The organism is Pseudomonas brassicacearum subsp. neoaurantiaca, assembly GCF_013608025.1.
GTDB lineage: Bacteria > Pseudomonadota > Gammaproteobacteria > Pseudomonadales > Pseudomonadaceae > Aquipseudomonas.
Genome location: NZ_VDLV01000001.1, coordinates 205,425 through 224,980, shown reverse-complemented (window position 1 = coordinate 224,980; position 19,556 = coordinate 205,425). Strand labels below are relative to the sequence as shown.

The 19,556-nt window shown below is 59.8% G+C and carries 18 protein-coding genes; 8 read left to right on the top strand and 10 right to left on the bottom strand.

The window, feature by feature from the left end; translation table 11 throughout:
* Positions 1-35 precede the first annotated feature (35 nt).
* A complete protein-coding gene (gene treS, locus FHK92_RS00990) occupies positions 36-2,102 on the bottom strand; it encodes a maltose alpha-D-glucosyltransferase (RefSeq protein WP_181286384.1) in 2,067 nt (688 codons plus the stop codon).
* Between the two features lie 283 nt (positions 2,103-2,385).
* On the opposite strand from treS, the gene FHK92_RS00985 reads away from it, so the two are divergent.
* On the top strand, positions 2,386-3,219 hold the full coding sequence (locus FHK92_RS00985) for an SDR family oxidoreductase (protein ID WP_181286383.1): 834 nt from the start codon (positions 2,386-2,388) through the stop codon (positions 3,217-3,219).
* A 5-nt stretch (positions 3,220-3,224) separates the two neighbouring features.
* On the opposite strand, the gene FHK92_RS00980 is transcribed toward FHK92_RS00985, so the two are convergent.
* The 5 genes from FHK92_RS00980 to FHK92_RS00960 form a co-directional block, all read right to left on the bottom strand.
* Entirely contained in the window at positions 3,225-4,478 is a 1,254-nt protein-coding gene (locus FHK92_RS00980) for a lipase family protein (protein WP_181286382.1), read from the bottom strand.
* The gene (locus tag FHK92_RS00975) at positions 4,475-5,458 is read right to left on the bottom strand and encodes an alpha/beta hydrolase fold domain-containing protein (RefSeq protein ID WP_181286381.1); all 984 of its coding nucleotides are present in this window, start codon (positions 5,456-5,458) and stop codon (positions 4,475-4,477) included. The genes FHK92_RS00980 and FHK92_RS00975 overlap by 4 nt, the downstream gene beginning before the upstream one ends.
* Complete coding sequence (locus FHK92_RS00970) at positions 5,455-6,471, bottom strand: phosphoglycerate dehydrogenase (protein WP_181286380.1); 1,017 nt, start codon at positions 6,469-6,471, stop codon at positions 5,455-5,457. Before FHK92_RS00970 ends, FHK92_RS00975 begins: the two co-directional genes overlap by 4 nt.
* Positions 6,472-6,500: 29 nt before the next feature.
* On the bottom strand, positions 6,501-7,898 hold the full coding sequence (locus FHK92_RS00965; RefSeq protein WP_181286379.1) for an OprD family outer membrane porin: 1,398 nt from the start codon (positions 7,896-7,898) through the stop codon (positions 6,501-6,503).
* A gap of 84 nt (positions 7,899-7,982) precedes the next feature.
* Entirely contained in the window at positions 7,983-9,272 is a 1,290-nt protein-coding gene (locus tag FHK92_RS00960; protein ID WP_181286378.1) for a CitMHS family transporter, read from the bottom strand.
* A gap of 258 nt (positions 9,273-9,530) precedes the next feature.
* On the opposite strand from FHK92_RS00960, the gene FHK92_RS00955 reads away from it, so the two are divergent.
* Positions 9,531-10,736, top strand: coding sequence for a citrate synthase (locus FHK92_RS00955; protein ID WP_181286377.1), 1,206 nt, complete (start codon positions 9,531-9,533; stop codon positions 10,734-10,736).
* Positions 10,737-10,785: 49 nt separating this feature from the next.
* Here FHK92_RS00955 and FHK92_RS00950 read toward each other — a convergent pair whose 3' ends face one another.
* From FHK92_RS00950 to FHK92_RS00940, 3 genes are read right to left on the bottom strand one after another with little or no spacing between them, the layout of a single operon-like run.
* Positions 10,786-12,159 carry an MmgE/PrpD family protein gene (locus tag FHK92_RS00950; RefSeq protein ID WP_181286376.1) on the bottom strand — a complete coding sequence of 458 codons (1,374 nt, stop codon included), beginning with the start codon at positions 12,157-12,159 and terminating at the stop codon, positions 10,786-10,788.
* A gap of 55 nt (positions 12,160-12,214) precedes the next feature.
* Complete coding sequence (locus FHK92_RS00945) at positions 12,215-12,523, bottom strand: DUF4387 domain-containing protein (protein ID WP_181286375.1); 309 nt, start codon at positions 12,521-12,523, stop codon at positions 12,215-12,217.
* The gene (locus FHK92_RS00940) at positions 12,523-13,935 is read right to left on the bottom strand and encodes an acyclic terpene utilization AtuA family protein (protein WP_181286374.1); all 1,413 of its coding nucleotides are present in this window, start codon (positions 13,933-13,935) and stop codon (positions 12,523-12,525) included. The genes FHK92_RS00945 and FHK92_RS00940 overlap by 1 nt, the downstream gene beginning before the upstream one ends.
* 485 nt (positions 13,936-14,420) lie before the next feature.
* On the opposite strand from FHK92_RS00940, the gene FHK92_RS00935 reads away from it, so the two are divergent.
* Positions 14,421-14,669, top strand: a complete 249-nt coding sequence (locus FHK92_RS00935; protein ID WP_181286373.1) for a hypothetical protein — start codon at positions 14,421-14,423, stop codon at positions 14,667-14,669.
* Between the two features lie 20 nt (positions 14,670-14,689).
* Here FHK92_RS00935 and FHK92_RS00930 read toward each other — a convergent pair whose 3' ends face one another.
* Positions 14,690-15,565, bottom strand: coding sequence for a LysR family transcriptional regulator (locus FHK92_RS00930; RefSeq protein WP_181286372.1), 876 nt, complete (start codon positions 15,563-15,565; stop codon positions 14,690-14,692).
* 122 nt (positions 15,566-15,687) lie between these two features.
* On the opposite strand from FHK92_RS00930, the gene FHK92_RS00925 reads away from it, so the two are divergent.
* The 5 genes from FHK92_RS00925 to map all read left to right on the top strand — a co-directional run bounded on the left by FHK92_RS00925 (position 15,688) and on the right by map (position 19,551).
* Entirely contained in the window at positions 15,688-16,557 is an 870-nt protein-coding gene (locus FHK92_RS00925) for an NmrA/HSCARG family protein (protein WP_181286371.1), read from the top strand.
* A gap of 122 nt (positions 16,558-16,679) precedes the next feature.
* A complete protein-coding gene (gene chrA, locus FHK92_RS00920) occupies positions 16,680-18,041 on the top strand; it encodes a chromate efflux transporter (RefSeq protein ID WP_181286370.1) in 1,362 nt (453 codons plus the stop codon).
* 89 nt (positions 18,042-18,130) lie between these two features.
* Complete coding sequence (locus FHK92_RS00915) at positions 18,131-18,478, top strand: hypothetical protein (RefSeq protein WP_181286369.1); 348 nt, start codon at positions 18,131-18,133, stop codon at positions 18,476-18,478.
* 90 nt (positions 18,479-18,568) lie between these two features.
* A complete protein-coding gene (locus FHK92_RS00910) occupies positions 18,569-18,781 on the top strand; it encodes a ParD-like family protein (RefSeq protein WP_181286368.1) in 213 nt (70 codons plus the stop codon).
* A complete protein-coding gene (gene map / locus FHK92_RS00905; RefSeq protein WP_181286367.1) occupies positions 18,778-19,551 on the top strand; it encodes a type I methionyl aminopeptidase in 774 nt (257 codons plus the stop codon). The genes FHK92_RS00910 and map overlap by 4 nt, the downstream gene beginning before the upstream one ends.
* The last annotated feature ends 5 nt before the right edge of the window (positions 19,552-19,556 follow it).

Sequence of the window (19,556 nt, the reverse complement as noted above, 5' to 3'; positions counted from 1 at the left end):
GTGATTGAGCGATCATTCACCTCGATTTGCTTCCCCTAGATCATCGGCGAGCTGCTCACCACCCGCAGCGCCAACCCCTCGAACGCATCCAGCGTGATGGTGAACTCGCCCTCGTCCGTGAGATCCCCTTCGACCCGCTCATTGATGATGTCCACCACCGGCCCCGGCGCAATATCCGGCAGGTGCAGGGTTTCAGTGATCGGCGTCGAGCCGAAGTTCAGCGCAGTAATCTGCGTGCCTTTGCCGGCCGGCAGTTCGTGGACCATGATCAGCAGCGCCGGATGTTCGACGTCCGGAATCAGTATCTGGCGACTCGCCGCGATGTCGTAGGCCCGGCGCGCAGCCAGGATCCTGCGCAGTTGCGAGGCGAACGAATCCGGATCCTTCAATTGGCCCGGCAGGCTGCCGTACAAAGTCCTTGCCCGGGGCATCTGCCCAGCCGACAACGGCGCTTGCGGGTTGAGGTCCACCAGGTCGTAGGCACCGCGATGAATCCAGCGCGTATCGCCGTCGCGCATCAGGTGTTCGACCTGCTCCGCCGGCAGCGGCAATGCCCCCACCAGATCCCAGCCCGACAAGGCGAACACGCCCGGCTGCATGGCGTTGAACATCACCAGCAACAGGTGGACCTGGCGAATCTGTTGGATATCGGCGGCGGTGATCGCATCGAGATCGCGAATGCCCAACGCCGCGGTGATGATACTGGCCGTGGTGCAGGACACGCCGTTGGTCACGAACCGGAGGTTGTAAGGCGCATGTTCACCGGACAGGCGCTCGTACATCTGCTCGCGGATGTGCTCGCGTAAGATGCTGCCGGGGAACGTCTGGCCTTGGTACAGGTAGGTGTCGTGGGCGTGCAGCGTCCAAAAATGCACCAGCTCGAGGGTCAATTCGTCGTGGTTCTGCAACGCGTGGATCAGCGACCCCGGATCGATGCCGAAGGCATGCATCTGGCGCAGCATCAACCGCAGGAATTCGGTGTCGCCCATCAGTAATGCATGCTGGTAGGCCGGGCGCGTGATGAAGTCATAGGACAGGTCCGCGCCGCCGTGGGACATGGCGGCGATGTCATCGAGGGTCAGGTTCAGCTCCTGGAAACTGAAACCGCCGGCCTTGCGAATCGCACCGCCGAGCAACTGGTTGCCGGTGATCGACAACGGATGGCTCTCGGACCAGGCGGTGCCGTCGAGCTTGCGTTCCACGCCAAGAAAGCCGTTGGCATCCAGACGGAGGATCTTCGCCCCCATGCAATCGATGGCGTGCAGCGCATCGCCGATGATCATCTGCTGCGCGGCAAAGCTTGGGTCGAGCCAGTTCAGCGACGGCTGGCCTTCCTTGAAATAATGCAGGTAGACCCAACGCCGCGGCTTGCCATCGACGCCTATGACGACAGGGGTCGCACTCCAGTCGGTTTCCTTGACGCCGGGCTCGAAGAAAATCACTCGCTGCAACTGGCCAACGATGTAGTGCTTGTCCCGCAGAGCGTCCACCTGCTGCGCGGTGAGGTTCTGCGCATCACGCCCCTCCTCGACCTCGGGGAGCAGCGGCCAGTCTTCCTCGCGGATCTCCACCATGTGGTAGAGCCCCGGATAATCTTCATAGGCCATTTCTGCCAGGCGAAAATCCGCACCTTTACCAGTATGGGACGGGATGACATCGTCAATGACCACCGCGTTGTGCGCAGCGGCCATGCGCGTCAACGCCTGGAGCTGGGCCTCGGTACCCAGTTCCGGGTCGATGTCGAAGCTGATGCGGTCGAAGTTGCCATCGATGGTCGGAGTGTATCGGGTGCCCCGCAGGCCACCCGATTGCTTCAGCGGGCCGTTGTGGATGCCCTGGATACCGATTTTCGACAACGCGTGCCACAGCGTTTCGTCCCCCAGCGCCTCGAGGACGGTGCCCTCTTCGCGGGTAACGATGGACACTGGGTACGCCGTAAACCACACCGAAGACAGCGCCGAGGCATCACGGGGGCGAGTGTGCGCAAAGGGCTGCTGCCAGAGACGTCCCTGCCCCGAATAGAGCTTGGCCCGCTGCCTCGCAGCCTTGAGCATCGATTGTTCGACCAGCCAGTCAATGTGGTTTTTCTCAGCCATCGTCATGAAAACAATCACCTGTCGGGATGAAAAAACGCAGCAGTCCTGGGGTTCAAAGCTGCGGCTCGTTAGTCATCAGAGGCCTCGACCCGGCATTCGTTGCATTGAGACCAAGGGCCGGTTGTTATTCGCCGGACCGTCTGTTCGGCGTGAACTCTGAAACGCCTGCGCCAGACCAATGTGGGAGCGAGCCTGCTCGCGAAGAGGCCCTTTCTGTACACACCTCATGCTGACCACCGCCTTCGCGAGCAGGCTCGCTCCCACAGGGCATGTCCAAGGAGAGTGCACGATGAAAACTTGGTTGATTACAGGTACATCCACCGGCCTCGGCCGTCTTCTCTGCGAGCGGTTGCTCGGGCGCGGCGACCGTGTCATCGCCACGCTGCGCAGGCAAGGCGCGCTGGACGATTTGCTGGCGTTACACGGCGATCGCTTGCAGGTACTGACACTCGATGTCACCGATACAGCGGCAATCACTGCGGTTGTTTCACAGGCCTTCGAAGCAGCCGGACGGATTGATGTGGTCGTAAGCAACGCCGGTTACGGCCTGTTCGGGGCCGCCGAAGAAGCCAGTCCCGAGCAGATCGAACGCCAACTCGCGACGAACCTCATCGGCTCCATTCACCTCATACGCGCGGTACTGCCGCATCTGCGCGCCCACGGTGGCGGCCGCATCGTCCAAGTGTCCTCGGAAGGCGGCCAGATAGCCTACCCAGGCTTCAGTCTTTACCATGCGACCAAATGGGGCATCGAAGGGTTCGTCGAGTCCGTGGCCAAGGAGGTCGCGCCGTTCGCGATCGATTTCGTGATCATCGAGCCTGGCCCCACCGCCACCCATTTTGCCGAAGGGCTGGATCGCACGACACCCATGGCCTGCTATGAAGACACCCCGGCCGGGGAGGTTCGCCGGGCATTGGCCTCGGGTGACTTCGTCGTCAAGGGCGACGCTGGAAGAACCGTCGAGGCCTTGATCGATGCCGCAGATATGATTCATCCGCCGCTACGCCTGGCCTTGGGCAGTACAGCCTACGCATCCATCAGCGAAGCGCTCGCCGAGCGAATCCGGTCGCTGGAAAAATACAAGGACATGACGTTCTCAGCGGACATCGACGCGAAGGCCTGAACGCTTCAATCGTCATTGAACAGCGCATCAGGATTTCGTTCACCTGGCGGACCGGGCCATTGCAGGGTTGCGCAATTTGAACCAGCGTCCTGTCCGCCAAGCCGGGCCCCGACGAAGGCTAAGGCATCTTCCAGCGAACCATGCAGCACCCCGTCGTGCCCCAGGCCTTCATACATGCGCCAAGTGACTGCGTTGCCGGCGGCGCACAACGCCGCCGCGACCGCATATTGCCGCTCCGGCGTAATCGTGTGATCTGCCTGGCCGGTGGCGATGAACAGCGGGAAGGCGATGGATGCCTGTGGCATGTCGGTGGTCGGGATACGAAGCCCGGCCAGCGTCTCTGGAGTGATGGTCAACAGCTCGGCAAACGAACTGATCTGCAATGCCTTGGATTTGAGCGCGACGTCACGGGTGCAGCTCTGCCGGGCGACCGCCAGCAATTGAAGACCCTTGGTGGTCAGGATGCCTTCTACTCGCGGCCCGTCGTCGCGCAGGCCGCCGGACGCCAGCGCCAGGAACACGGTGTTGGACTGGCGCGGTGGCAGCGAAATGGGGCCTTGGGGAAAGGTGCTGTTCGGTGCCGTCAGCAGCGCGCCCAGGATAGACAGCTCCGGCGCGTAGCTCGCGGCAAGGATGGCCGCGCCCAACGCCGCTCCGCCGCCCTGGGATTGGCCGGCGAGGAACGTGCGATTGGCAATCAGCCCTGGCCGGATGGCGCGGGCAGCGCGAATCGAGTCGATGACGGAGCGTCCCTCGGCTTGCCAGAACGTGTAAGGATGCGGTCCCGGCCCTCCCAGGCCTTGGTAGTCGGTCACGACCACCGCAAAGCCACGCGCCAGCCAGCGATTGATGTACGCCGCGTCGCGATCGCGCAGCCCCGTCCAGGAAGGCGCGCACGCATCGGCAATCCCCAGCGTGCCATGGGCCCAGGCCAGCAGCGGCCAGCCTTCGGCGGGTGGAGTGCCCGTCGGCAGGTACAACGCGCCACTGACCGCAACGAGACCGGAATGCCAGCGTTCGTCGCTGGAACTGTAGAGCAGACGCAACGCCTGCGCGGCGGCGGGCATCTGCGCCTGCACTGGCAGGCTCTCGCTTCTCAGCAGCACCCCGGGCAACGCGGGCATCGCTTCAGGCCAGCGATAGAAGGCCGACAGCTCCATATCCCCTGCGGCAGGACCGACCGGCAGCGTGCCGGCGGCCATCACCACGGACGTGCAGAAGCAAGCACAGGCAAAGGCCACGATTCGGAAAAGGTTCATGGAAGGTTCGCCTCCCTGGAAAGCGCCGCACGCAAGGCGCTGCCCTGCTCGGCAATGACGCTGCGGGCGACGGGCGCCCTTTCATTGAAACGGACAAAACCGTGGGTCATGTTCGGCAAGACTTGCAGGTTCGTCGCCACCCCCGCGTCTCTCAGCCGCTGCGCCAGTTTGCGATTTTCATCCGACAACGGGTCCAGCTCGCCGACCACCAATCGTGCCGGTGGAAGCCCCGTCAAATCAGCAATGATTGGCTGCACCCGCCAGTCGTCTTCGTCATTGGCCAGGTAGCTTGCCCAGTAGGCACTCATGGTCTCGACCGACAGATTCTGTCCTCCATACCCGCCAAGCCGTTGCCACGAATCGGAACTCATGTCCCGCGAGTAGCTGCCGTAGAACAGCAACAACTGCCGGAGCGCATCGATCCCCGAATCGCGTAATGCAATCGCTGCCCCCAACGCCAGGTTGGCGCCGGCCGAATCGCCGCCCAGGGCGTAGCCGCGCACTGGGCAGTCGGTGACGGCGCCCAGATGAATGACACGGCTGATAATTGCCACCACTTCATTGAATGCCACCGGGAAGCGATACTCCGGCGACAGCGCATAGTCGATGGACAGCACCGCTACGCCACTGTCGCGAACCAACTGTCGCAGCGGCGCATCCCAACCGGCCAGCGAGCCATGGCGAAATCCGCCGCCGTGGCAGTAGAACATCAAGCAAGGCGTCTCATCGCCTTCCGGCCAATAGAGCTTGCAGGGCACGTTGCGCCCATTGACGGAAAACCCCAGGGTGCGCTCGTAGGACAACGGGACGCTGCGCTGCGCGGCCCAGGCGTTGATCCGCTCCAGCTGCGCCCGGACGCTTTGCACGTCGCCATGAACCACAGGCAGCAGGCCGGCCTCGCGCAACGACGTTGCCACGGCCAGCAAGTCAGGGTGAACCGGCGGGCGTGAATCCGCCGACGGATTTTCGCGACGAATCATGGCTGCTCATCCTCTCCGGCGGTTCGACGCCCGTCCGCGATAACACAATGGCTGGGTGGGCTGCGTCCTTCGAGCACAGCCACCGCACATTGGGCGGCAATCAGATTGGTACGGTTGAGCCCCTCGACCGTAGACGCCCCGACATGGGGGGTCACGACCACATTGGGGAGTTGGATCAGTTGCTCGGTCACAGGCATCAAGGCGGGATCCGACTCGCTTTCGAACACATCGAGCCCCGCGCCTGCCAGTCGCTTTTCCGTCAGGGCCCTGAGCAGATCGGCATCGCGCACCAGGCCGCCCCGCGCGGTGTTGATCAGCACGGCGGAACGCTTCATCAGGTTCAGCGCACGATCATCGATCAGCCCCCGCGTCTGCGGATTGAGCGGCGCATGGAGCGTGACAAAGTCGCTTTCCCTCAGCAGTGTTTCCAAATCCACAACGCTACCCTCGGCTTGGGCGCTGTCGGGGCTGGAGGTATGGATCAGCGGTTTCACCTCGAACCCGGACAAGCGCTCCAGCACGCCCCGGCCAATCCGGCCCAAGCCGACGATACCAACCGTCTTGCGGTACAAATCGCCGCCCAAAGGGATCGACCAATCATTGGCGGACAGCCCCTTCTGGCATTGCTTGAGCTGGCGACACACCGCGAGCATCAACGCAACGGTGTGGTCGGCAACGCTGGCGTCGTTACCGCCGATCGCGATGGTCGCCACTTTTCCCGCCGCCTCCACCGCTGCAGTGTCGACCCGTTCATAACCCACGCCACGACGGGCGATGACTTGCAGGCGCGGTAGCCTGCTCAACAGACTTGCGGTGATATTCGCGTGGCCGACGATCCAAGCGTCGGCGTCGGCGAGGAGGTCCGCCAGGTGTTGTTCATTCAGGTCGCCGTCCGCTTGCCCTGGTGCGAGATCCGCGATGACCACTTCGCAACCGTGGCGCTTCAGGAAGTCAATCGCCATGGCGTCGAAGAACCGCTGTGTAATGACTATTTTGCGGCGAGATTCAAGCATCGAGGGCCTCTCGAAATAAGGTTCAACGATCAAAATGCATAATCCAGATAGACCCGTGCCTCAGAGCCGCTCACGACGTTATCGGGTTGCGCGGAGACAACTGCGACAAAGTCCTGGTCAATCCGGTAGTTGAGATAAATCAAGCCCACTGAAAGACCGGCGTATTCCTTTTCGTCGAAGCGATAATAGAGACGGTATTCATTTTGCCGCTCGACCACGTCGGTACGCCGGCCGCTGAACGGATCGATCGCATCAAACTTGCCTTGTTTATAAATGCTCATGACTTTGAAGCCATCCAGCGAAGCACCCAATAAAGAATGCCCGCTCAAGTCATACTCGGCGCCAAGTTGCCAGGTGCGCTCGCCATCGTTATTGAAGTCATTACCGGAACGCGTCCAGGCATCCATCCTGCCGTCAACATTATCGCCATGATCGAAATAGGCGTAACCCAATTGCCCATTGCTCAACTTGGCATTTGTTTCGGAAAACGAAACGCCCAGACGCAACTTATCGAGCAATAAACCCACGTTGATATTCAACCAGGTCGCGTCATCATCGTAAGCGGCCTCGCCGGCCTCCCAATCACGCCCCCAGATTCGCCCGGCTTTCTTGAACTGGTAATATTGAGTGTCCAGCACCACACCGGCCTTGTCGCCGAGGGGGGCTTTCAATGTCAGCCCATAACGGGTGCTTTCATTGAAATCCCGCGCCACCCCATGGGCGTAACCCAATTCAACGGCTTTCAAATCGTAATTGATGCCGTAGGTATACAGGTCCTTTATTTCTTCGCCCGTCTGGCTCAGCAGATGCTCGAACTCTTCCCGGTCCCGAGGCGAGGTGCGGTTGATATAGGCCGTTTCAAGCCCCAACGTACCTGGAAGTGGACCGATGCCCATCTCGGTGAAATTCAAATGGGCGCGGCCGCCCTGATAGGAACCCGGCACGATCCGAGTGTCGAGGGTGACCAAGGTCCCCGCATCGAACCGACCGCGACCTATCTGGGAATCAGCGTTCCAACCGGCCCCCTCATAACGCAATTTGAAATAACCCTGTCCGACTTTGGCGAAGCCGCCGTTCGTACCATCGGAATCGTCAAACAAGTCCCGCCCGTTATCCTTCGAGTCGATCATCGCCACGCCATACAACGAAGCGTCAAATCCAACGACCCCGGCCCAATAACTGGAGTTGTAATCCAGGATCGCGCCGATCCCTGTCCCCCCCAATTCGGCCCCGTCGGGAAAACCTCCAAAACGGTCTTCAATCAAGTCATTGGATATCCGCGTATTGATATACATCGAACGAAGATACGCATTCAACTTGCCTTCATGCTGGAACCTGTCTGGATTACTGATGCTTGCTGAAAGACAAACATCAGACACACACAATGTCGACAGCAACGTCATAGCGACGGCGTTAATCGATTTCATCGACCACCTCATCTATTATTCTTATTTTGACGTGAGCAGACGCGAACAGGCGTCCTTGAAACTTCGGCGCAGTGAACTAGTTGATCAGATAATTGCCCGCGTCATAGCGGCCGTTATAATCAGGACAAGACTGCTGCCTATGGCCCAGAGCAGGCAATAGCGTTGCATATCGCCCATGTCACGCTTGATGATTCCACTAATGAGATAAACCGCCGCAACCAATGGGCTTAATGCATGGACCGGTTGCCCCAGCACCGCCGCGCGCGCGATATGCATCGGGTCGATGCCGTATTCGGCAGCCGCTGCCCCGAGCACCGGCAAGATACCGAAGAAAAATGCGTCATTGGACAGCAGGAAGTTAAGCGGCAAGGCAACCAGTGCGGTAATGATGCCGAAGTATTGGCCACCGCCCTCGGGAATCAACTGGACGATTTTCTCTGACATGCCGTCGACCATCCCGGTGCCTGACAAAATCCCCGTGAAGGCACCTGAGGCAAATATAAGCGCGATCACCATCAGCACGCTTTCCGCGTGAGCCGCGACTCTCGCTTTCTGCTCCGCCAGGCGCGGATAGTTGATCAACAGCGCCAGGGAAAACCCTACCATCATCAACATCGGCAAAGGTGCCAGCCCTGTCGCCATCGAGTACATGAGGCCGGCGGTAAGCGCCAGGTTGATCCAGAAAAGTTTCGGTCGATGGGTTTCACTCTGCACGGTCGGTAACGCGGCCTCCTCCGGTGCGGCGTCCTGGGTACCGGGCGTCCATCCCAAGCGGCGCCGTTCCTTGCGGCCTATCCAGAACGCCACGAGAAACGCGTAGACAAGTCCGGCGAACATTGCCGGCACCAACCCCAGGAACATCTGCGCCACATCGAGGTGAAGTGCACTGGCGGCGCGGGCGACCGGCCCTCCCCACGGAATCAGGTTGACCACCGTGTTTGTCAGCAAGAGCATCAACGCCAGAATAAGCGGGTTCATTCCGAGGCGCAGGTAAAGCGGCAGGAATGCGGTCGTTACGATCAGGACCGTCGTTGCGCCATCCCCATCAAAAGAAATAACCGTGGCCAGCAGTGCAGTGCCAAGTACCACTCTAAGGGGGTCATTGCCTACGTAGCGAAGAATGCGTCGCACGGCGGGTTCGAAGAGCCCAGCGTCGAACATGATTGCGAAATACAGGATTGCAAACATCAGCATCAATGCGGTGGGCGCTACTTGCTTCACGCCATTCATCACCATCCCGCCCAGTTCCGGTCCTGCCCCACTGGCCAGCCCGAAGGCAACCGGAATCAGGATAAGTGCCGTCACAGCAGAAAGCCGCTTGCTTATGATCAGTGCCATAAACGTGACGACCATTGCGAAACCTAACCAAGCCATGCGTTTCACCCTTTCGTTATTATTTTTATCGATGCATCGAAATCAATGTGAACATCTCTTGCGCAGCCGAAATCTACATAGGGGGTGAAACCCTGTAAATCTTGATTTTTTTCGTCAACATCCCCGCTGGATCGGGCTTATCAGCCCTCAGTTGTCCCACCAACAGAGACTGGATTTTTTATCGCCAATACATGTTGACGACATGACGGCATATCCAATAAACATGTACGCCTTTCAATTCACTTGAGTGGGCCCGTCATGCCAGAACAAGAAGGCCTTTACCTCTCCGCAGACGAGGCGGCCGCCCTGCTCCGGGTCAGCCTGCCAACGCTGTACGCCTACGTCAGCCGCAAGAATATTCGCTCCATCAAAATTGCCGGGACGCCCAAGCGTCGCTATTGGGCCGAGGATATCCAGCGGCTGGTGAAAGTCCCGGCGGCAGAGAAACCCATGGCGAAGCGCTCGCCGCCGTCGGACAGTGCAATTACGCTGATCACCGATGACGGGCTGTTTTATCGCGGCCACGACGTCATCGAGCTCGCGGATCGCGCAACTGTCGAAGAGGTGGCTGAATTGATCTGGCAGGTGCCGTCGGCGTTCGGCGAGTCACTGCCTCGTGCGCCGAAGGACAGCGCCCAACTGCTGAAGATTTATGAGCACATGTCCGCCCAGGAAAAAGCCATCGCGCTTTTCCCCCTGGTTCAGCGAGAAAACCCCAAGGCGTTCGACCTTTCCCCTGAAAGTTATGCCCGTACGGGCGCCGATGTCGTGAGATGGTTTGCCGCGCTGGTCGTGGGGGCGACCGAGCCGAGCACGCAACCCTTGCACGAGTTCATTACTCGTTCCTGCGGCGCCCCGTTGGCCCACGCCGATCTGATTCGGCGCCTGCTGATCCTCAGTATCGACCATGAGCTGGACCACACCACCCACAGCGTCCGTGTCGCCGCCACGACCGGCGCCACCCCTTATTACGCGGTCATCGCCGCACTCGCCGCCGCCCGGGGCCATAAGGTCGCCTATGGCAGGAATGAAGCGGCCAGCCGCATGATCGAAGAGATTTGTACTGCCGTAGACCCTACGCGGCCGATCTTGCAGCGCTACAACCAGGACGGACACATCGTCGGATTCGGCCCCAACGTCCACTCGATCAACGACCCGCGGGCCAGTAACCTCTTGGCGGCGCTGACCGCTGCCTTCGATGGCGACAGCGAGTTCATCAAGCTGCAAAAGGCTTTCTCGGTGGCCTCTGAGCTCGTTGCGTACCCACCGGAATTCATTCTCATGGTGAGCTTCATCGGCAGGAAACTGGGATTGCACGGGCAGGAAATTTCATTGGGAGGCGTAGGGCGCTCCATCGGCTGGATTGCTCACGCCAGTGAGCAATACAACCAGCACCACGAGGGCAGGCCTCGCGCTCGCTACACCGGGATGTTGCCAACGGCGACCCATACCGGACGCCGCTGATTCCGCCTCGGGCGCTCCTTTGGGCGATGCCATTGGAGCGCAGGCACTGCTAGGAAACAGCCATCGCGGTGAACAACGACTCGAACTCGGTTTGATCTTCAAGTCTCGCCACGAATTCAAGCACCGCGGCCTGTGCCGACGCGTCGATATGGGGCATCGCCATGCGCCGGAACTTGCGTTCGAAGTCGCTATCGGTCATCGGCGTTTCCACCGATCCGGGCCCAGTGATCATCTCGCTCACCACTTGCCCGCCGGAAACCAGGGTCACGCGAACACGGTTGGCAAGGTGCCGTGGGAACAGCGCCGTCAGCGCCGGATCCTCGACGACACTGGTCTTCTCCATCAAGGCAATCGCCGCAGGGTCGGCGATCATCTCGGCAGCGTACGAGCCAACCGTGATGTCACCGTCCAGCAACGCCCGGGCGACGTTATAAGGCAAGCTGTGGTCAGCCGTTTCGCGGGTTCTCGGCAACCATTTCTCAGGGGTATCGGCGAGCACTCGACGGTTGAATTCGGACGTTTCGATTGAAATCGCGGCAATGTCTTTCACACCGTCAATCCGCTTGCGGATATCCAGCGCCGCCCAGACGGCGGTGTGCAGTTCGCCATTGGTTGGGAATGTCTTGGTCAGGGAGCGGCGTATGGCGTAGTCGCCGTTGTCGGATGTACCGAAACGATCAACATCCAGTTCGAATCGCCCCGAAACCTGTTTGAAGAAGCCCATCTCGCCTTCAAACACCGGCGACGGCCCTGTCATGCCGTGACGCGCCAACTGCGCTGCGAAAATAGCGTTGCGCGCCGCATTGGCTGCGGAACAGCCCTTCCAATCGGACAGCGAACCGCTGCGCACTTGGCGCATTGCCAGGTGCCCACTCAGGGCGATGTTGATGGCTTGCTCGGTTTGCACCACGTCCAGCTTCATCAGGTTGGAAGCCGCTGCAGCCATCGCGACGTTGATGTAGTTGACGTGGTCCCAGCCACGCTTGTTCAAGCTGGCCGCATCCTGCAGGCGCATCTGGATTTCATAGGCCAGGACGATGGCCGAGACCAGCTCGGCGCCGGTTGCGTTTTCGGCTTGCGCCAGCGCCAGGCTGGCCGGGATGTTGTCGCTCGGGTGGCCGGGTTCCAGGCTCATGTATCCATCGTTGTAGTCCAGGAAACGAACCATCAGGCCGTTGGTGAAGGCGGCGATTTCTGCTGTCGTCCTGAGGCGGGTGCCGAATATGCTGGAGGATTGCGCCGTGTTCGCGGCGGCGTAACACAGCACTGCCTTGACCGGATCAGCCCCGTAGGCGCCCAGCACGCACGCCAGGCTATCGATAAAACGCTGGCGTACCAGCTTGATGATGTCTTCGGGCAGTCGCTGCTCCCGGAATTCGCAGGCATAGCGCGCGAGCCGCCTTGCAACGGTCGAGTCCGTCATGATGACCTCTAGGGATTAGGTTGGAGGGGCCTCGTCCATGAGGCAAACGTGGGCCTCAGTCGATCACCACATCGAGCAGGCGCACATATTGCTGGCCGGCGTGCATGTCCCGCTCAACCATTCCGCCTTGGGGCGTTGCACGGGGATAGGAAATCTTGACCATTTCCAGGTCGGGCACGGCGATGCGCTTGATCCGTTCGGGGTCAGCTCCGTAGAGCCTTGCGAATTGCGCAGGGGACAGCGCGGCGCAATCGTTATAACGCTCAAAACTCTCGCGCCCGTTGAAAAAGACATCGAACGTAATCCAGAACGGTCCCGCCTGTTTGGATCGTACATGTCGGCAGACATCACGCAACTTGGTCATTATGCAAGCTCCTTTATAGCCATCGACCTATCCGATAAATCAATCCACTCCAAGCGGACCAACTCCATAGGATCTTCAAGTTGCACCACATGGTTCAACTTGAACTCATATATCTGCCCACGAGGTATATCGGCTGGCGTAAAGGCAAATCCGTAGGAAGGCAACTCCTTGCCCATGACACTCGGATAATGAAAGAAATAGGGATTACAGGCGTGAGCAATGGTATTGGCCATCTCCTGAGTGGCCGCCGTTGCCACAAACAACATGCCTATTTCAGGCGGCGGCAATGTTCCAGCGGCGGGCTTTACACCGGTAACAGCATTCCATCCATACATCCGCAGGGAAATATGAAACTCACCCAACTCCTCGGACGGAATGGACTGCCGCGTTCTTTTATAAAGCGCGTCCAATAAACGATCATGAAAACCATCGATATCCTTGAGCACATCGGGGTCCTGTATGCCCACCAACATGATCGTCTGATACATACCGGCTGCGGCGCCTTCCAACTTCATGGTGTACGGCATGGGCTCCCAACGCGAGCCTTCTACCCGGACAGCGCGGCCATTCAAATCGGTATAACGCGCATCGGCAACATTCAAGATGCCGCCGGGCTCCAGCAACCGAAATGGGTCGCTGTTTTCGTACAACATATGAGCCGAAACACTGTGGGGCGTGCATTGGTTATCCCGGCTCAGCGGTTCGACTTCAAAGCCATTCGCGTCGACGCTCAACAAGATGCCCGAGCCAAGCGTAGGGTTGACGGCACATTGCACGCCGCACTCCCCGGTTTTGCCAGCGTGCCACGACGGACCCCAGGGCGCGCCTTTCCAGATGGGGTAGCAACCGATGACCGCGGTGTCGGTCGAGCGGCCGGCCAGTATGATATCGGCGCCCCCGTCCAGCGCGGCAAGAAAGGGCTCCACGCCGAGTGCCGCGACAATGTGCTCACATTGGTCAACGGTCTCATCGCCCAACTCGGTATGAGGCGGGAGCGGCTTGATACGACCTTGTGCATTCAATCGTTTAATTGTCTGCTTGTCTTGTTCGCAATAAATGAGCGCAAATTTCGGCGACACGCCCAATTCCCGAGCGATCTCCAAAGCAATATCCCGGGTCCAATCAAGGTTAAGATCGCCGCCCGCCTGTCCAGCAGTGCCGACAATAATCGGCACGCCGGACTTCGCCTGCGCCTTCATTAGAATTGTCAGGTCGCGCTTGACTGCGCCGCGATTGTTCTTGGACTTCCCAAGTGCAAGATAGGCCGCACCGCTGTCGGTGGAACCCGCGTCCGTGGCAATGACTTGCGCTCCTGCCGCCAACCCGTATTCAATTTCTTCCTCGCGAACACCTGCTCCCAAAGAACCACAAGGAACGATCACCTTTACGCAACCTTCAAATAACTGCTCCATAACACCCTCTTCTTGGCGACTCAGTGGGCCAATAATAGGGGTTGTAATTACGTTGACAAGTGGACAGATTTTGTCCACATAGGCGTGAAAAAACTGCCATCAGGTATTTATCAGAGCTATTTTCAAGGCAACTTTCGCTGCATCTATCAGCCAAAAAATGAGAGCCGTCGAATGCACTTACAAAGCGTTTGCATCGATGATTTGTACTCTATGGCGGGTGTTTTTTCCGAGTCGGTTCCTTTGCCGGATTAAGGCCGGAAAAACGCACAAAAGCGCCCTTCATGGCGCCAACAATCCGTCACAAAAAACCCAAATGTAAAAACTTTTAAATAAGGTGTCATTTTCCCGACAGATGGCACCGACGTCCCATTGCTGAAGGTTTAAAGGCAGGCTCATCATCCGCCGGGAAATCGCTGTGCGTTCAGGCGCCCTACCGCGCTGACACAGGACGTAATAACCACATCGCTCGATGGAGCAACATTAGGATGATGACTGTCTATTTTCTTGTCATGACGATCTGTAGTGGCATGGAAGGTTGTGTGGAAGAGCGAAAAACCGGGCCAACCTATGCATCCAGGGAAATCTGCATCGAAACGGCCAAGGACATAACGCCGCGCAAAGGCGTTAAATACAAATGCCGCAGCGAGCGGTTGTGGGTTTCCAACGAAGTGAAACCGGTTGGAAGCTACGAAGCGGTCGTTTCAACCAAGGTCAAGGAACAGCCTCTACCCTGAGTTGGGCGTGAACGCTTGCGTCATCCTTCCAATACCAGCGACATGTCCGGGTACCGCGCGCACATGAAATCGACGAACGCGCGGACTTTCGGTGCGGCTAGGCGCCTGGACGTGTGCAGGACCCAAAGCTGCGCTTCGACCGTCGACACTGCCCCCCACTGAACCAATTCCCCGCAGGCCAGTTGGCTCCAGGCGATGGACTGCGGGAGAAGTGCCGCCCCACCACCGGCCACCGCGGCGTCGCGAATCATCAGAAATGAAGAAAACCAGAGCCTGGGAATAGGCTCCAGGATCAGGCGCCCATCGTCGAGGTTCCACTGGGTCGGCTGGAAGTTGGAAAACACGATAGCCGGAACGGCACTGACTGCGCCGGGTTCTGGCTTGGCGACGCCAGGCGCGGCCACGACAACCAACCGGTCCTTGGCAAAGCAGCGTCCGACCAGATTGCTGTCCGGGCGTGGGTTGATCCGGATGGCGACGTCAAATTGCTCCTCGACAAGGTCCACCAGACGGTCCTCCGCCAGCACCTCGATCGACACTTGCGGATAAGCCGCGCAGAACTCCGCGCCGATACGCCCCATCGCCAGTTGTGAAAACAACACCGGAGCCGCCACCCGCAAGCGGCCACGAGGTGTCGAGACGCCTTCCTGGGCCGCTGTCATGGCTTCGACGACTTCGCCCAGCGGTCCTTCGGTGCGAGCGATCAGCATTTCACCGGCTTCGGTCAGCTTCAGTCCCCGGGCACTGCGCTCGATCAGCCTGACACCCAGTTGCTCCTCCAGCTCGGCGATTCGACGCGACAACGTCGCTTTCGACCGGCCGCTGGCACGGCTGGCCTTCCCTAACCCTTCGTTGTTGGCGACCAACGCAAAATCGATCAGCGCGTTCAGGTTCATGGTGTTCCATTTTTGAAACGAGGTGTCTGCATTTTGGCGTCTTCGTTTTACTCCTGCAACGGCCTATCGTCTGCTCACTGCAATCGAAATCCACCTTTGATACCGCGACAGGAGATCCACTTATGAGCATCTTGATCACCGGCGCCACCGGCACCATTGGTTCACTCATCACCGCACGACTCGCGGAGCAAGGCGCCGATGTCAAGGCGCTGGTGCGCCAGGCCGGCAAGCGTGAGTTCCCGGCAGGCGTCACCGAAGTCGTCGGCGACCTGACTGACGTAGCCTCGATGCGCGCCGCCCTTGCCTCTTTGCGCACGTTGTTCCTGCTCAATGCCGTCACGCCCGACGAAGTCACCCAGGCCCTGATCGCGCTGAACCTGGCCCGCGAAGCCGGCATCGAGCGCATCGTCTACCTGTCGGTCATCCACGCCGAAAAATTCACCAACGTCCCGCACTTCACCGGCAAGCACACGGTGGAGCGCATGATCGAAAGCCTCGACATCCCTGCAACAATCCTGCGCCCGGCGTACTTCATGCAGAACGAGCTCATGGTTCAGCAGACCATCCAGGACTACGGGGTCTATCCGATGCCGATCGGCTCGGAGGGCGTCTCGATGGTCGATGTGCGCGATATCGCCGACATCGCCGTTGCCGAGTTGCTGCGACGTGACCGGGCGCCTGCTGCGCTTGGGCGTGTCACGCTGGAACTGGTCGGCCCGCAGGCGTTGACCGGCGCCTCCGTGGCGCAGACCTGGCGTTCAGTCCTGGATCGCGAAGTCGCCTATGGCGGCGACGACGTGGCCGCCTTCGAAGCGCAAATGGCCTCGTTCGGCCCAGGCTGGTTGGCCTACGACATGCGCCTGATGATGGCCGGTATCCAAAGGTTCGGCATGAACGCAGAGGAAGGGACGGTCGAGCGACTGCAAGCCATCCTGGGCCGTCCGCTGCGCACTTATGAAGACTTTGTCCGCGAGGCTGTCGGCAACGCGTGAATGCTCAGGCACGGTGCTCTGCCGGTGGGAGGCCATGGCTTTCCACCGTGCTCGACAAATAGCTTCCCATTTTTCGATGAACCGATACTGTAGCGACATCTCCTTTTTCCGAGCTGTCGCTCATGACCCAAAAGCTTGCCGAATCTGCCATCGAAAACGATCTTCCGAGACCTGAGCCCATCAGCTTGCGGGTGGCTTTCTGGTTCTGGCTGAAACTGGGCTTCATCAGCTTCGGCGGCCCTGCCGGGCAGATTTCGATCATGCACCAGGAGCTGGTCGAGCGGCGACGCTGGATCTCCGAGCGACGTTTCCTCCACGCGCTCAACTACTGCATGTTGCTGCCCGGGCCCGAGGCCCAGCAGTTGGCGACCTACATTGGCTGGCTGATGCATCGCTCCTGGGGCGGCGTGGTCGCCGGCGCCCTGTTCGTCCTGCCGTCGCTCTTCATCCTGATCGCGCTGTCCTGGATGTATATAGCCTTCGGCGAAGTCCCGGTGGTGGCCGGCCTGTTTTACGGGATCAAGCCGGCCGTCACGGCGATCGTCGTGCAGGCGGCGCATCGAATCGGTTCGCGGGCATTGAAGAACAATTGGCTGTGGGCCATCGCCGCGGCTTCGTTCACGGCAATCTTCGCATTCAACGTGCCCTTCCCCCTGATCGTGCTGGGCGCAGCGCTCATCGGTTATGTTGGCGGCCGGCTGGCACCGGAGAAATTCCAGGTCGGTGGGCATGGCGCCGCAAAAAAATCATTCGGACCGGCCCTGATCGATGACGAAACGCCCACTCCCGACCACGCCCGTTTCAGCTGGCCGAGGCTCGCCTTCCTGGCGATGCTGGGTGTTTTGTTGTGGGCTCTGCCGATGGGCTTGTTGACTGCGCTGTTTGGTTGGGAAGGCACGTTGACGCAGATGGGCTGGTTTTTCACCAAAGCTGCCCTGCTGACCTTCGGTGGCGCTTATGCGGTGCTGCCTTACGTCTATCAAGGCGCGGTCGGTCACTACGGCTGGCTGACCCCGACCCAGATGATCGACGGCCTGGCGCTCGGCGAAACCACCCCCGGACCGCTGATCATGGTGGTGGCTTTCGTTGGGTTTGTCGGTGCCTATGTGTCGCAGGTGTTTGGCGCCGATCAAGTGTTCCTGGCTGGTGCCGTTGCGGCAGCCCTGGTCACCTGGTTCACCTTCCTGCCCTCTTTCCTGTTCATCCTGGCGGGCGGCCCGCTGGTGGAATCGACCCACAACGAACTCAAGTTCACCGCACCGCTCACCGCCATTACCGCAGCGGTGGTCGGGGTGATCCTCAACCTTGCATGTTTCTTTGGCTATCACGTGCTCTGGCCACGCGGATTCGCCGGCAGCCTCGACTGGCCATCGGCACTGATTGCGCTGGCGGCGGCGGTCGCGCTGTTTCGCTTCAAGCGTGGCGTGATCCAGGTGTTGCTCGGCTGTGCGCTGGTGGGCTTGGCCGTGCATCTGTTGCGCTAGGGCTCAAAACATTCTCCAGAGGCAACTTTTCTGGAAACAGATGTCTACCGGATGCGCGGTGCTTGCCGCCTCACTGGAGACGTTTTCCCATGCGCCACCTCACCACCCTCGCCTTTGCAATCATGTGCGTGACGGCGCAACAGACCCATGCTGAAGACCTCGACCGGGCCCGGGAACATATCGGCGTTATTGGGCACAACAGCGGGAAGCGGAAAAAACCGAACGGGAGAATGACTCGCACCAGAAGGCCCAGGAGTCAACGGCTCGTGAAAAACGCAAGCATTACGAGCAGAGCCAGCGTGAGGATGCCAGGCGCAGGGCGGACTTCTATCGCCAGCGCGACAACGCGCGTCGCCAATGAATGGAGCATGAAGGTTGTGAAAGTCGGAGAGCGCCGCGTGACGCCGATCTTGTTACGCGTCGAGGACGTCGGCTAACCGGTCCCTTGAGGAGCGGCAAGAAAAGGTGCTGGCCCAAAAATATATGAAACGTATATGATTTGATTACGTTTCATATAGGAGCCACACATGGGCATTGTGAACATCGACGACGAACTCCACGATCAGCTGCGCAAGGCGACCAAGGTGTCCTGCCGCTCGATCAACGCGCAAGCGGCCTTCTGGATCAAGGTTGGCATGCTGTGCGAGACCAACCCTACCCTCAGCTTCAACGAGGTCATCCAGCGCGAGCTCAGTGACGCCGGTGTCACCGCGCAGCCACTGGAGGCTAGCGTCCAATGATCAAGCGCCCCGAGGAACTGGCCTTGATGGCCGAATCCGGCCGGTTGCTGGCGTCGGTGTTCGAACGGCTGGACCGGACCCCTTTGATGGGCCTGTCGACGCTTCAGATCGATGAAATGGTCGAGCACATGATTGTCCGCGATCTTCAGGCCCGCCCCGCCAGCAAGGGACAATACGGCTATGGCTTCGTGCTGAACTGCTCGATCAACGAGGTGGTCTGCCATGGAGTACCGTCGCGTTCGCAAGTGCTTCAGAACGGCGACATCGTCAATCTGGATATCACCCTGGAGAAGAACGGCTATATCGCCGATTCCAGCAAGACCTACCTGATTGGCGACGTCGATCCAGCCGCCAGGACGCTGGTCCAGGTGACCTACGAAGCGCTGTGGAAAGGCATTCGCAGCGTCCGCCCGGGCGCACGCCTGGGCGATATCGGCTCAGCCATCCAACGCCATGCCACGCTCAACGGATATTCGGTGGTCCGTGAATATTGCGGCCATGGCATCGGCCGGCAGATGCATGAGGAACCCCAGGTGTTGCACTTCGGCAAGCCGGGAACCGGGCTCGTCCTGCGTGAGGGCATGGTTTTCACCATCGAGCCGATGCTCAACCAGGGTGCGCCGCACGTCAGGACCGAGGCCGACGGATGGACCGTGGTGACGAAGGACGGGGCGCTTTCTGCGCAATTCGAACACACCGTGGCGGTGACAGCGTCAGGCTTTGCGGTGTTGACGTTGCGTACTGATGAATTGGGCATGGTTGACCGCTGATAACG

Coding starts and splice junctions, on each gene's coding strand:
- treS (WP_181286384.1), bottom strand. CDS start 2,102: ATGACGATGGCTGAGAAAAACCACATTGACTGGCTGGTCGAACAATCG.
- FHK92_RS00985 (WP_181286383.1), top strand. CDS start 2,386: ATGAAAACTTGGTTGATTACAGGTACATCCACCGGCCTCGGCCGTCTT.
- FHK92_RS00980 (WP_181286382.1), bottom strand. CDS start 4,478: ATGAACCTTTTCCGAATCGTGGCCTTTGCCTGTGCTTGCTTCTGCACG.
- FHK92_RS00975 (WP_181286381.1), bottom strand. CDS start 5,458: ATGATTCGTCGCGAAAATCCGTCGGCGGATTCACGCCCGCCGGTTCAC.
- FHK92_RS00970 (WP_181286380.1), bottom strand. CDS start 6,471: ATGCTTGAATCTCGCCGCAAAATAGTCATTACACAGCGGTTCTTCGAC.
- FHK92_RS00965 (WP_181286379.1), bottom strand. CDS start 7,898: ATGAAATCGATTAACGCCGTCGCTATGACGTTGCTGTCGACATTGTGT.
- FHK92_RS00960 (WP_181286378.1), bottom strand. CDS start 9,272: ATGGCTTGGTTAGGTTTCGCAATGGTCGTCACGTTTATGGCACTGATC.
- FHK92_RS00955 (WP_181286377.1), top strand. CDS start 9,531: ATGCCAGAACAAGAAGGCCTTTACCTCTCCGCAGACGAGGCGGCCGCC.
- FHK92_RS00950 (WP_181286376.1), bottom strand. CDS start 12,159: ATGACGGACTCGACCGTTGCAAGGCGGCTCGCGCGCTATGCCTGCGAA.
- FHK92_RS00945 (WP_181286375.1), bottom strand. CDS start 12,523: ATGACCAAGTTGCGTGATGTCTGCCGACATGTACGATCCAAACAGGCG.
- FHK92_RS00940 (WP_181286374.1), bottom strand. CDS start 13,935: ATGGAGCAGTTATTTGAAGGTTGCGTAAAGGTGATCGTTCCTTGTGGT.
- FHK92_RS00935 (WP_181286373.1), top strand. CDS start 14,421: ATGATGACTGTCTATTTTCTTGTCATGACGATCTGTAGTGGCATGGAA.
- FHK92_RS00930 (WP_181286372.1), bottom strand. CDS start 15,565: ATGAACCTGAACGCGCTGATCGATTTTGCGTTGGTCGCCAACAACGAA.
- FHK92_RS00925 (WP_181286371.1), top strand. CDS start 15,688: ATGAGCATCTTGATCACCGGCGCCACCGGCACCATTGGTTCACTCATC.
- chrA (WP_181286370.1), top strand. CDS start 16,680: ATGACCCAAAAGCTTGCCGAATCTGCCATCGAAAACGATCTTCCGAGA.
- FHK92_RS00915 (WP_181286369.1), top strand. CDS start 18,131: ATGCGCCACCTCACCACCCTCGCCTTTGCAATCATGTGCGTGACGGCG.
- FHK92_RS00910 (WP_181286368.1), top strand. CDS start 18,569: ATGGGCATTGTGAACATCGACGACGAACTCCACGATCAGCTGCGCAAG.
- map (WP_181286367.1), top strand. CDS start 18,778: ATGATCAAGCGCCCCGAGGAACTGGCCTTGATGGCCGAATCCGGCCGG.